The sequence below is a fragment of the Acinetobacter sp. ANC 4173 genome, from assembly GCF_004331255.1.
In the GTDB taxonomy this organism is placed as follows: Bacteria; Pseudomonadota; Gammaproteobacteria; order Pseudomonadales; family Moraxellaceae; genus Acinetobacter.
In genome coordinates this window covers 75130-88206 of record NZ_SJOF01000011.1, presented here as the reverse complement: position 1 = coordinate 88206, position 13077 = coordinate 75130, and the positions used below count along the sequence as shown (strand labels likewise).

At 38.6% G+C, this 13077-nt stretch carries 12 protein-coding genes; 8 read left to right on the top strand and 4 right to left on the bottom strand.

Annotated features, from left to right (window positions below):
• Positions 1-101 precede the first annotated feature (101 nt).
• The gene (gene chvE, locus E0H94_RS13250) at positions 102-1166 is read right to left on the bottom strand and encodes a multiple monosaccharide ABC transporter substrate-binding protein (RefSeq protein ID WP_131326951.1); all 1065 of its coding nucleotides are present in this window, start codon (positions 1164-1166) and stop codon (positions 102-104) included.
• A gap of 622 nt (positions 1167-1788) precedes the next feature.
• Between chvE and iolG the strand changes: the two genes are divergently transcribed.
• From iolG to E0H94_RS13230, 4 genes are all read left to right on the top strand, one after another.
• Positions 1789-2814 (top strand): inositol 2-dehydrogenase, encoded by a 1026-nt coding sequence (iolG, locus tag E0H94_RS13245; RefSeq protein ID WP_131326950.1) that lies wholly within the window; start codon positions 1789-1791, stop codon positions 2812-2814.
• Positions 2815-2922: 108 nt separating this feature from the next.
• Positions 2923-4194, top strand: a complete 1272-nt coding sequence (locus tag E0H94_RS13240; RefSeq protein ID WP_131326949.1) for a sugar MFS transporter — start codon at positions 2923-2925, stop codon at positions 4192-4194.
• Positions 4195-4225: 31 nt separating this feature from the next.
• Positions 4226-5089 (top strand): sugar phosphate isomerase/epimerase family protein, encoded by an 864-nt coding sequence (locus E0H94_RS13235; RefSeq protein ID WP_131326948.1) that lies wholly within the window; start codon positions 4226-4228, stop codon positions 5087-5089.
• A gap of 253 nt (positions 5090-5342) precedes the next feature.
• Positions 5343-6533, top strand: coding sequence for an MFS transporter (locus E0H94_RS13230; RefSeq protein ID WP_131326947.1), 1191 nt, complete (start codon positions 5343-5345; stop codon positions 6531-6533).
• Positions 6534-6655: 122 nt separating this feature from the next.
• Here the strand turns inward: E0H94_RS13230 and E0H94_RS13225 are convergent, their stop codons facing one another.
• The 3 genes from E0H94_RS13225 to E0H94_RS13215 form a co-directional block, all read right to left on the bottom strand.
• Positions 6656-6946, bottom strand: coding sequence for a putative quinol monooxygenase (locus tag E0H94_RS13225; RefSeq protein ID WP_131326946.1), 291 nt, complete (start codon positions 6944-6946; stop codon positions 6656-6658).
• A gap of 57 nt (positions 6947-7003) precedes the next feature.
• Positions 7004-8077, bottom strand: a complete 1074-nt coding sequence (locus E0H94_RS13220; RefSeq protein ID WP_227548632.1) for a Gfo/Idh/MocA family protein — start codon at positions 8075-8077, stop codon at positions 7004-7006.
• Positions 8078-8257: 180 nt separating this feature from the next.
• Positions 8258-9178 carry a LysR family transcriptional regulator gene (locus E0H94_RS13215; protein ID WP_131326944.1) on the bottom strand — a complete coding sequence of 307 codons (921 nt, stop codon included), beginning with the start codon at positions 9176-9178 and terminating at the stop codon, positions 8258-8260.
• 119 nt (positions 9179-9297) lie between these two features.
• Between E0H94_RS13215 and E0H94_RS13210 the strand changes: the two genes are divergently transcribed.
• The 4 genes from E0H94_RS13210 (at position 9298) to pcaF (ending at position 12888) form a co-directional block, all read left to right on the top strand.
• Positions 9298-10173, top strand: coding sequence for an intradiol ring-cleavage dioxygenase (locus tag E0H94_RS13210; protein WP_131326943.1), 876 nt, complete (start codon positions 9298-9300; stop codon positions 10171-10173).
• Positions 10173-10853, top strand: a complete 681-nt coding sequence (locus tag E0H94_RS13205) for a 3-oxoacid CoA-transferase subunit A (RefSeq protein ID WP_131326942.1) — start codon at positions 10173-10175, stop codon at positions 10851-10853. Before E0H94_RS13210 ends, E0H94_RS13205 begins: the two co-directional genes overlap by 1 nt.
• 13 nt (positions 10854-10866) lie before the next feature.
• The gene (locus E0H94_RS13200) at positions 10867-11520 is read left to right on the top strand and encodes a 3-oxoacid CoA-transferase subunit B (RefSeq protein ID WP_131326941.1); all 654 of its coding nucleotides are present in this window, start codon (positions 10867-10869) and stop codon (positions 11518-11520) included.
• Between the two features lie 156 nt (positions 11521-11676).
• A complete protein-coding gene (pcaF, locus tag E0H94_RS13195; RefSeq protein ID WP_131326940.1) occupies positions 11677-12888 on the top strand; it encodes a 3-oxoadipyl-CoA thiolase in 1212 nt (403 codons plus the stop codon).
• The last annotated feature ends 189 nt before the right edge of the window (positions 12889-13077 follow it).

Here is a 13077-nt window from a genome sequence, read left to right as displayed (position 1 = left end):
AGCAATCCTCTGTTGGTCAGTAATCACTGACCAACATTTATCTGTTTTTAATCGCCTAAACTTTTACTGATTAAGATTTAAGTCATTGAATTTTTGATAACTTATTTCAGTTGATTGGCTGTGTAATAACCAGATTTTACAAGAACCGCATTCCAGTTATTTTTATCAACTAATTGAGGTTTAACTAGGTAGGTTGGGACAACTTTAGCGCCATTGTTATAGGATTTAGTGTTGTTTACAGGAACGGTTTGACCTTTAATGATTGCATCAACCATATTTGCGGCAGCACTAGCCAATAATCGAGTATCTTTAAATACTGTTGATGTTTGATCGCCTTTGATAATGGCTTTGATGTTTGCTGGTTGAGCATCTTGACCCGTAATCACAGGCATTGGCTGATTGTTACGACCATATCCAACACCTTTGAGAGAAGAGATAATACCAGTCGCGAGATTATCATTTGGTGCTAAAACAGCATTTACGCGGGCACCACCGTAAAAGGCACTTAATAAGTTATCCATACGCGCTTGCGCTGTGGCACCTTCCCAACGAAGGGTCGCAACTTTAGCAAGAGCAGTTTGCTTACTACGCACGACAAGTTTGCCTTTGGTGATATAAGGATTCAAAACTGACATCGCACCTGCATTAAACATATGGGCATTGTTGTCATCTAAAGAGCCAGCAAATAGTTCGATGTTAAATGGGCCTTTGCCTGTATCTACCCCAAGTTTTTTAACAATAGAAGTACCTTGTAATACACCAACTTGGTAATTATCAAATGTGGCGTAGTAGTCCACATCTTTGGTTTTCATAATCAATTTATCGTATGAAATGACCTTAATACCTTTCTTTTTTGCTTTGCTTAATACATTCGAAACAGTTGCACCATCAACTGGAGCAACAACAAGAACTTTGGCACCAGCAGTAATCATGTTCTCAATTTGAGAAATTTGCGTAGGTACATCAAGCGTTGAATATTGTAAATCTGTTTTATAGCCCTTCGCTTTTAGGTTTTTAACAATATTATTGCCATCCATAATCCAACGTGCTTCTGTTTTATTTGGCAAGGCGATACCGATTAACTCACCTGCTGCGAAAGTACAATTTGCAAAAGTAGCTAAGGCAAGAGTAGCGACAGAAGTAGTGAGTGTTTTATACATTTTCATTGCATGTTTCCTTCAATTTTAAGCATGATTTACATCTGCAGATACTTTTTAAATTCCATTTAAAAAACTGCTAGATTGCTTGTGATTCAACAGCCCTTGGGAGGGCAATTAGGTGTGTGAATATTAATTCTTAGATCTGAATATTTCATTCAGATGAGTGACCAAGCTAATTGAGCCTAATACTTTGTTTTTACAGATATTGATCGAACAAACTTAGTTGAATTTATAAAATCAAAGTATTAACAGCATGGCTTGATACATCTCTCCATATTTCAATTTTCCTTAATCCATTTCTCCTCATCTTTTTTCGACGTTCCTATCGATTAATCAGAATTTTTCCAATGTTTGAGTATTGGGCATGGTTTTTATCAATTGACTTGGAGTATAGAAGCGTAAAAAACGGAAAAAAATGTCAATTATTGAAAATGTTTTTTTCAAATTTAGGGAAAATAAAGGGGTTTAAATTCAGTTTTAAAAGTGATAAGTGGTGAATGGGATTAATTTCAAAAATGAAAAAGTGTTTTTAGAAATCGCTATTTTCTTTCAAAATTGGCTTGTATAACCTAAGAATTATCAAGAATAAGTAATTTTTGAAGTATCGTTATTAAAAGGAAGTATCTGTATGTTAAAAGTAGCAATTCTAGGTGCGGGACGCATCGCTCAGATCCATTCTAAGAGTGCATTTTTAAATACACAATGTGAACTTAAACTTATTGCTGACCCTTGGAAAGAAGGCGTAGATAAATTAGCAAATGAGTTAAATTGCGAAGCTGGGTATGACTATTATGAAGCAATCACCCGCGATGATATTGATGCAGTTGTAATCGCTACAGCAACTGATCTACATGTTGATTTAATGCTACATGCGGTTAAACATAAAAAGCCTGTATTGTGTGAAAAACCTATCGATTTAGATTTCCAACGTTCAATCACAGCTGTTGAAGAAATTCAAAGCCACAATGGTAAAGTGATGTTGGCATTTAATCGTCGTTTTGATGAAGACACGATTGCAATCAAAAATGCAATTTTGAACAATGAAATCGGTGATGTTCGCCAAGTCATTATCACAAGCCGTGATCCAGGCATGCAGCCAGTAGAGTATATGAAAACTTCTGGTGGAATTTTTAAAGACATGACCATTCATGATTTTGATACAGCTCGACATATCCTTGGTGAAGAGCCAGTAGAAATTTTTGCTACAGCAAGCCGATTAGTGGATGAAGAGTTAGCAACAATTAATGACTACGATACGTGTAGTATTACCTTGAAAACTAAATCTGGTAAACAATGCATTATCAATAACTGTCGTGAAGCAGTGTACGGTTATGACCAACGTATTGAAGTATTAGGTTCTCAAGGTCTATTGAAAACTCAGAACCATCGACCTTCTACGCTTAAGAAATATACTCAAGACTTCACAGGGTCTCAGCAACCTTTATTAAACTTCTTCTTAGAGCGTTATGTTGGTTCTTATCGTAAAGAATTTGATGTGTTCGTTTCTTGCCTTGTTGCTGGTCGAGAATTCCCTACAAATTTATTTGATGGATTACAAGCGCTCTACCTAGCTGTATGTGCAATGGAGTCTGTTGAAAGCAATAAAGCAATCGTTGTAAATCCTGAAGGACCTTCAAAGTCTCTTGCTGCTTAATTCCTAACATTTAACTGAATTAAGTAACTCAGAAAACAAAATCAACCTGTGGAGTATGGATTATCATACTTCATAGGGAAGTATTACCTGTTTACAAGGAAACTCGCAATGGACGCAAGTTTAAGTAAAATCACAGAAGTACCTGTGAGCAAGAAAGCTATCTCAATAAAAGCAACATTGATTTTAGTCACTGCTTTTAATTTCATGTGGGCTTTCTCACATACATTATTAGATGTTCTAAATAAACATTTTCAGGATGTCTTCCATATTTCACATGGTCAGTCAGCTTTTATTCAGACAGCATACTTAGGTGCTTACTTCTTGTCAGCTATACCTGTCGGGTTGCTGATGAAGCGATTTGGCTATAGAAACTCGATTATTATTGGTTTATTACTCTTTGCTACTGGATGTATGGGTTTCGTTCCTGCTGCGATGGTAGGTACTTTCTCAGCATTTTTAACCGCAATTTTTATTTTAGCATCAGGTTTAGCTTGTCTTGAAATTGTATGTAACTTATATGCCACTAAATTGGGTGATCCAAAAGATGCTACGCGTCGCTTAACATTAGCTCAAGCTTTTGGTGGAATGGGCGGCATGTGCGGACCATTAGTAGGTGGAGCTGTATTCTTCATTCCTGCTGGGACTGTTGCAGGATTCTATGTCGAACCAGCAACATTAACTTATGTGATGCTTTCCATTCTTGTACTTTGTGTCGTGGGCTATATGATTTCGATCAGATTGCCAGAAGCAAATCATCAAGATGAAAATAATATTGAGCCGCGTCCAGAAGATACAGTTTATGAAAATGTTCCGTTATTAAAGAATAAAAATGTGCGTAAAGCGATGCTTTCACAATTTTGTTATAACGGTGCGCATTTTGGTATCGGTGCATTCTTTATCAATTATGTGATTGAACATTGGGATGGTATCACTCCAGCTAAAGCAGCATATTTCCTATCTATGGCTATGTTCTGTTATATGAGTGGTCGCTTCTTGGGTATCTTCGTAATGAAGTATATCGATCCGAGAAAGCTACAGATCTTTAATAGTTCAGTTTGTGTATTGGCATGCTTATTCGTGATGTTGGGCTATCAATATATTTCAGTTGTAGTTCTTATCTGTATGTTCTTGTTCAAATCTACGCTATATCCAACAATCTTTTCTATGGGTGTTCGTGGTTTAGGTAAAAAATCACAAATGGCTGCATCTTTGATGGTGACGATGTTTGTTGGTGGTGCGATTTTACCTCTAGTTATGGGCTATCTTTCAGATATAACAAGCATTTCTACAGCGTTTATTGTTCCTGCAATTTGTTATGCCCTAATCTGCTGGTGTGCAATTACTCAAGATCTTACTGGATATAAATTTTCGAAAGCATAATTTTCGTAATACAAATTAAAGGAAATATTTTATGAATAAACCAGATTTATTAGCAGCTTATTGGACCTTAGCTGGAAACGTATACCCAGGTGCTCCAACAGAAATTAGCCCATTTACATTACAGCAGCGTGTTGAAGCAGCATCTAAAGCGGGTTGGAAAGGAATTGGTCTTGTACTTAGTGATTTGCAAGCGACACTTCAGCAAAACAGTGTAGCTACAATCCGTCAGTTATTTAAAGATAACGATATTAAATATTTCGAACTAGAAATTTTATTAGATTGGTATTTAACTGGCGATGCTCGAAAAGTATCAGATTATGAACGTTCTAAAATGATTGAGCTAGGTGCAGAGCTTGGAATGTGTAATTTAAAAATTGGAGCTAAGCCATTTGAGAATTCACCAAATAGTTTGGAAAACATGGCTGAGGAATTCTCAAAGTTATGTAAAGAAGTGGCACAAGTAAATGCAAATGTTGCTCTAGAAATTATGCCTTTCTCTCGTTTAGCGACTTTAGAAGATGGCTTGAAAGTCGTTGATACTGGTGATGCTAATGGTGGATTATGCTTAGATATCTGGCATTTAGCACGTGGTAATATTGATTTTGAAAAAATTAGTATGGTGCCAGCACACCTAATTAAATCAGTTGAATTGAATGATGCAGCAGATGAAGTTCAAGGTGATTTATTTAATGACTCAACCCACCATCGTCAACTCTGTGGGCAAGGATCTTTTGATATTCCATTATTCTTAAATGAAATTAAGAAAGCGGGCTTTAACCAGCCATATTATGGTGTTGAGCTGATTTCACAGGATCATCGAGTACTTCCGCTTGATGAGATGGCAAAAAGGGCTTATGAAACCACAATTAGTGCATTCAATTCTGTAACAGCTTAATAGCTTTCACCCCAATAGTAATTTTTAAGCTATTGGGGTTTAAAAATGTCGATTTTATTTTGTTTATAAAATATTTAATCAAAGCTCGGCGAATTTAAAAATGAGGTGTAACAGTTTTGAAAGCATTATGTTGAATCAATACATAATTCGAGAATGCTATCCAAAACTTGCTGATAGCTTATGTGGATTTAATAATTAACTTTCTAGGCTCGTTTTATCTTTAAACTATAATTCAATATTCTCTTTTATTATTATGACATCTGATCCTACTTTACCTCACTCATATTCACTTTTTGCCGTTATCTTCGCTCTTGCAATTGGAGGATTTTGTATCGGTACAACTGAATTTGTAGCGATGGGTCTAATTCAGGAAATTGCGGAAGATTTGCAGGTCTCTATTCCTGATGCTGGTTATTTTATCAGTGCTTATGCTTTAGGCGTGGTGATTGGTGCTCCCATTATTGCTATCTCATGTGCCCAGCTTCCTCGTAAGACTTTACTGCTTATACTCATGTTGTTTTACGGTATTGCAAATGCTTTTACAGCTTTAGCTCAGACCCCAGAAACAGTATTATTATCCCGATTTATTGCAGGGCTTCCACATGGCGCATATTTTGGTGTAGGTGCCTTGGTCGCGGCTCAACTTGCAAATCCTAAGCAGCGATCTACAGCCGTTGCTTTCATGATGATGGGACTTACCACCGCGACTGTCGTTGGAGTTCCTTTGGCAACGTGGATGGGGCAACAATTTGGTTGGCGATCAGGATTTGAAGTTTCAGCTACAATCGCCTTTATCACACTCATTGCGATTATCATTTTTGTTCCTAATATTCCTGTTCATAAAACAGCAAGTATAAAGAATGAATTAGCAGGTCTTAGAAACATCAATATGTGGTTAACCCTTGTTGTTGGGTCTGTTGGATTTGGTGGAATGTTTTCTGTATACACCTATATTTCTCCAATCCTCACTGAATATACTCATGCCGATATTTCAATCGTCCCTATTGCACTTGCGATTTGGGGAGTTGGAATGGTGATCGGAGGGCTGTTAGCTGGCCATTTCGCTGATAAAAATCTAAATAAAACTATTGTTGGTATTTTAATCAGTTCTGCACTCACATTTATTTTAGTGAGTTTTTTTATGAATAACATTTATACAGCTATTGCGGGTTTATTTGCAATCGGAATGATAATTATTGGATTAAGTAATACCCTACAAATGCGTCTTATGCATGTTGCAGGTGATGCACAGGCATTAGCTGCTTCACTTAATCACTCTGCATTTAATTTAGCCAATGCTCTCGGTGCTTTTTTAGGTGGCTGGGTATTGACACATGATATGGGGTGGTTGGCACCTATCTGGATTGGCTCAATATTAAGTTTAGGTGGATTACTTATTTTATTAATCGCTTTCTTTGTTGAAAAATCTACTCAAAAAATTTAAATTTTAGAAAAATCACCTCTTATCTTATAACGCTAAAAGGTGATTTTATAAATATCAGGGTTGGGGTTTAACTATTCTTTAGTTTATGTATTTATATTCAGGCTGACACGTTGGATATACTATTATATTTTCTCTAGAATACGAGTTTCATTATGCTCAACCATACTTCCAACTTCTTTAAAACAGGCAATAAAGTGCGCTGTTTTTAAATGTTTATTCAGGTCATCCATCGTTCTCCATTTCTCAAAAAAGATTAATGTAGCAGGATCATGTACCTCTTGATGTAAATCATATTGTAAGCAACCGAACTCTTTACGGGTCTTATTAACGAGCACTTTAAATACTTCAATAACTTGATTAATATGTTCTCGTTGAATTTCTAATTTAGCAACAACTCTAATTTCTTTATTCATAAAATCTCAAATAGAAGTAAAAATGCAACTATAACTAGTTGCATTTTTATTTAATGATTATAGAAAGACTTCACTGCCATCTTTTCCTGCAGAATCAAATAAGGCTGCAAGTAAAACCGAGATGTTATGAGCTTGAGTGGCTGGTACTTGTGAAGGTTTACCATTTTGATATGAATCTAAGAACGCATTTAATTCACGATCAAAGTAGACTGGGTTGCCGATCTCAGCAATGTCTGGAGAGTATTCAGTTTTCTTAGTAGCCCAAATCTCAGGGAAACTCGTCTCATGCCATTCTGTCCAACCTTCCGTAGTACCTTCGATATTACCAGTTTGATAGAGTTTGTAAGATGAAGGTAATGAACGAGAAGACATAATGCCTTCAGTACCATAAGCTGTCATATCCCAGCTTTCAGTCCAAGGAAGGACATCCCAAGACATAAAGTCTACAACAACAATCTTATCATCGTAGTTGAGAATCGCACCGGCAGCATCTTCGCGAGACTCTTCGCCTTTGAAATCTTTGAATTTGGTAATACGTGCGTTTACAGATTTTGGCATACTAAAATGATGAAGTACGCGGTCAAATAAATGACAACCAATAACGAAGAAGGCACCACCAAGATCGCCAGGCTGTCTCATGTGCGCAGTTTCAGCTTCATTATGCGAGCAACCTGCATGAGCGCGAATTTGTAAAACTTTACCAATTTTACCTTGCTGAATCACATCATGCATTACGTTGATTGACGGGGCAAAACGCCAGCAGTAACCAACCTGAACAAAGCCATTATATTCATTAACAGCATTAACGATGCGTTGAGTATCTGCTACACCTCGGCCAGCTGGTTTTTCAACTAAAACAGCTTTTCCTGCTTGTAATGCAGCGATTGTTAAATCAGCCATTTCATAGCTTTTTGAATGAACCAGAACAATATCGATATCTGGATTACTTAAAATGTCTTCTTTAGTACGTTCAGTGAGATTCAAAGCCTCACAAAAAGGCTTTAAAAGTTCGCTATGATCTGCGGCACCATAAATCTCAATATCTTGACGACGTTGTAGTGCTTTTACTCGTCCTGAAGTATGCGGGTGGGTAATACCTAAAAGCGCAACTTTTAATTTATCTTTTTGCAAAATAAAACTCCTGTAAAGAACTTTCCAATTTTTGAATACATGAAAGTTAGCTTTTTCTCATATGTGTATAAAGAACTTTTAAGGAAATGATTATTTCAATTTTGAAATAATCATTTGTGAATGTTGTATTAATGAGATTTTAGGGAAATGATAAGTTTGTCAATTAGTCACACAGTTAAGTTATTGAATGGAACTCCAGTAACGTTCATATTCTTTGTTTTTAAAGTCTTCGATTAAGAAATCTATAAATAATCTATTTTTAATCGGCATAAATTGTCTGCTTTGAAAGGCAATATTGACCGTAAGTTCTGGAAGTTTCCAATCTGTTAAAATTGGAATAAGTCTACCTTCTACAATGTCTTGATAAATAATATAAAGAGGTTGAATTAAAATACCTGCACCGTTCAAAGCGGCTGATCTAACAATTTGACCATCATTGGTTTCCATAATGGGATCTAATGCAAAAGTTTTAATTTCATCATTTTTGCTAAAACTTAAAATTCTCGGATTATTTGCATGACTGTAGAGCAAAATGTCATGGTCTTGGAGTTCTTCAATAGTCTTGGGTTTACCTTTACGTTTCATGTAGTCGTAAGAGGCAGCTAAAATTCGATGTGTCGTCGCTAGTTTTCGAATAGTTAGATTGGAGTCTGGTTCAAATTCGCGAGTCCGGATAGCAATATCGATGTTGCTATCAATAATGTCATGGTAGCGATTAGCACCAATCAAATTGATTTTAATTTTAGGATAAAGTTTATTAAATTTAGGGATTAAGGGCGTAATGTGCATAATTGCAAAGGAAATTGAGGATGTGATCGTCACAGTGCCTTCAGGCTCAACAGCGGCAGAACTGATTGAGGATTCGGCTTGGTCAATTTCGGAAAGTAAGTCTTTGCACTTTTTATAATATTCGAGTCCTATTGTTGTTAAAGATAAGCGACGAGTACTTCGTTCGATCAATCGTACATTAAGCCTATTCTCGAGTGCAGCAATATGTCTGGTTGCAGCAGCATTAGAGATATCTAATTTTTCAGCAGCTTTATTAAGTGTGCCTAGCTCCGCAACAGCAACGAATAACTCCATGCTCGTTAATCTGTCCATATAATCCCTTCCTATTATTTCCAATATGAAATAAAGATTTTCTCAACCAACATTTTATTTCAATAATTAACAGCTTAGCATGAGAAATATAGGAGTTAGATTCATTTTATGGAAAAATTATGAAAAATTTAGATGAAAGAACAATCACGCAAGCTGTTATTGAAAGAAACTCTTCTGCTTCAAATGATCGGTTAAAAGATGTCATGCACTCTTTGGTTCAGCATCTTCATTCATTTGCCCGTGAAGTTCAATTAACTGAAGAAGAGTGGGAAATTGGTGTGAAGTTCCTAACTGATGTTGGGCAAATTTGTAGCCCAACTCGTCAAGAATTCATTCTTTTATCTGACACACTTGGTCTATCCACTTTAGTAATTGCTCAAAACCACAAAAAGCCGATTGGCTGTACTGAAGCAACAGTATTTGGTCCATTTCACGTTCAAGATGCCCCACATTTAGAACTAGGAAGTAATATGAGTGCGGGGGTTAAAGGTACATCTTGGTTTGTTAATGGTGTCATCAAAGGAATAGATGGTCAAATTATTCCTAATGCCGAGATTGAAGTTTGGCAAGCAGATGATGAAGGTTTTTATGATGTTCAGAAAGAACATCTTGAACAATACCAAGGTCGTGCTGTATTCCATGCCGATAAAGATGGTAAATATCATTTTCAAACTATTGTTCCTGAAGCGTATCCAATTCCACATGATGGTCCTGTAGGAAAAATGCTTGAAGCATTAAATCGTCATCCTTGGAGACCTGCTCACTTACATTTCATGATTTCTGCTCCCGGCTATGAGCGTTTGGTAACCCATGTATTTAAAGATGCAGGCGAATATTTGGATTCAGATGCTGTGTTTGGAGTACGAACTTCACTTATTGCGGAATGGGTAAAACACGAGAGTGGAACCGCTCCGAATAGTGAATACCAAAATGCGCCTTTTTATACTTTAGATTTTGATTTCATTTTAAATAAGGAAAAGGCAGAGGCTGCATAATGATTAATAAAGCTTCGGCTTCTATTGAGGAAGCGCTCTCCCAAATCACCGACGGGTCAACCATCATGATTGGTGGTTTTGGTACAGCAGGCCAACCGGCTGAACTGATTGATGGCTTAATTCAACTTGGCATTAAAGACCTAACCATTGTTAGCAACAACGCAGGCAATGGCGACTATGGTCTGGCAAAGCTACTCAAAGCCGGTGCTGTGAAAAAAGTCATCTGTTCATTCCCACGTCAGTCCGATTCTTGGGTCTTCGATGAACTCTATCGTGCAGGCAAAATCGAATTAGAACTGGTGCCTCAAGGCAATTTGGCCTGTCGTATTCAAGCCGCAGGCATGGGACTTGGTGCAGTCTTCACTCCAACTGGCTACGGCACGTTATTGGCTGAAGGTAAAGAAACCCGTCATATCGACGGTAAAGATTATGTCCTCGAATATCCAATCAAAGCCGACTTCGCTTTGATTAAAGCCCAGCAAGGCGACCGTTGGGGCAATCTGGTCTATCGTAAATCGGCACGTAACTTCGGTCCGATTATGGCGATGGCCGCAAACGTGACCATTGCTCAAGTTTCTGAAGTGGTGGAACTGGGTGCGCTTGACCCTGAACACATCATCACCCCAGGTATCTTCGTTCAACATGTGGTGCAGGTACAACCTGAACCTGTTGCTGTGTAAGTAGGAGACTTTCATGAGCTATCAAAAACTCAGCCGCAACCAGATTGCCGAACGTGTCGCACAAGATATTCCGGATGGGGCTTATGTCAATTTAGGCATTGGCTTACCGACCAAGATTGCCAGTTATCTCCCAAGTGACAAAGATGTTTTCCTGCATTCTGAAAATGGCTTATTGGCCTTTGGTCCACCACCAGCAGCTGGTGAAGAAGATCCTGAGTTGATCAATGCGGGTAAAGAATACGTGACCATGCTGCAAGGCGGTGCCTTTTTCCACCATGGTGACTCTTTTGCCATGATGCGTGGTGGGCATTTGGATATTGCCGTACTCGGTGCGTTCCAGATTGCAGCCAATGGTGATTTGGCCAACTGGCATACTGGTGCACCCGATGCGATTCCTGCAGTGGGTGGTGCTATGGATTTAGCCGTGGGTGCCAAGAAAGTGTTTATCACGACAGATCATGTCACTAAGCAAGGTGAACCTAAGATTGTGGCTGAGCTGACTTATCCAGCTACAGGTTTGAAATGTGTCGATCGCATCTATACCGACCTATGTGTGATTGATGTCACACCTGAAGGCTTAAAAGTGATTGAGAAAGTCGACGGTTTAAGCTTTACTGAATTGCAGGCCATGACGGGTGCTCCATTAGTGGATGCGACACAAGGATAATTAATCTCCTCAAATCCCTCCCGACCTCCCTTTTAAAAAGGGAGGAGCTACACGGAACGGATTGAAGAAATAAAGAAGACAACCTAAGAAAGTCCCCCTTTGTAAAGGTGAGAAGCACTGCTTCGCAAGAGGGGGATTGAAAGGACAAGATGAAACATGAAAGACGCATATATCATTGATGCCATCCGTACTCCATTTGGTCGTTATGCGGGTGGACTTGCCCCAGTTCGTGCCGATGACTTGGGTGCATTGCCGATTCAAGCCTTGATGCAACGTAACCCGACTGTGGATTGGTCACAGGTCGATGATGTGATTTACGGCTGTGCCAACCAAGCTGGTGAAGACAACCGTAATGTGGGTCGTATGTCGGCATTATTGGCAGGTTTACCTGTAGAAGTACCTGCAACCACCATCAACCGTTTATGTGGTTCATCTTTAGATGCGATTGCCATTGCCGCACGTGCCATTAAAGCTGAAGAAGCCAACCTCATCATTGCGGGTGGCGTAGAAAGTATGTCTCGTGCACCTTTTGTGATGGGCAAATCGGAAAGTGCTTATGGGCGTAGCCAGAAGATTGAAGACACCACCATGGGCTGGCGTTTTATCAATCCCAAGCTGAAAGCGATGTATGGTGTAGAAACCATGCCACAGACAGCAGAGAACGTGGCACAACAATTTAATATTGATCGTGCAGATCAAGACCAGTTTGCCTTGACGAGTCAAAAGCGCACAACAGCCGCGCAAGCTCAAGGCTTTTTTAAACACGAGATCATTCCGGTGAGCATTGCTCAGCGTAAGGGTGATCCGATTGTGATCGATACCGATGAACATCCACGTGCATCGACCACACTAGAAGGTTTGGCTAAACTTAAGCCAGTCGTCACAGCAGAAGGCACCGTCACAGCGGGAAACGCGTCAGGCATAAATGACGGTGCCGCTGCTGTACTCATCGCCTCAGAAGCAGCGATTGAACAGTACAATCTAAAACCACGTGCCAAGATTATTGCATCTACGGCTGTGGGAGTTGAACCACGGATTATGGGTTTTGCTCCTGCACCTGCGATCAAGAAGCTACTGAAACAAGTCAATCTCACGATTGAGCAGATGGATGTGATTGAACTGAATGAAGCTTTTGCGGCACAAGCACTGGCTGTGACCCGTGATTTAGGTCTAGCGGATGACACGACACAAGTGAATCCAAATGGTGGTGCGATTGCGATTGGTCATCCATTGGGTGCTTCAGGAGCACGTTTGGTGACCACGGCTTTAAACCAATTGGAACAAACCGGTGGAACCTATGCGCTATGTTCAATGTGTATTGGGGTTGGTCAAGGAATTGCGGTCATTATTCAAAGAGTAGTGACCTAGTTTTACTCGAGAGGGAGTGAATTAGAAAGGATCCATATTTGGGTCCTTTTTAATATTTATCATTAATCAAAGAACAAAATAAATAAATTTTTATTAATTAAATATTTATAATTATATGGAGTGTTTTTTACTAATTATGTACCTTAAGAATTCTTGAAAGAAAAGCAGAATAATATTACTTAGATATTA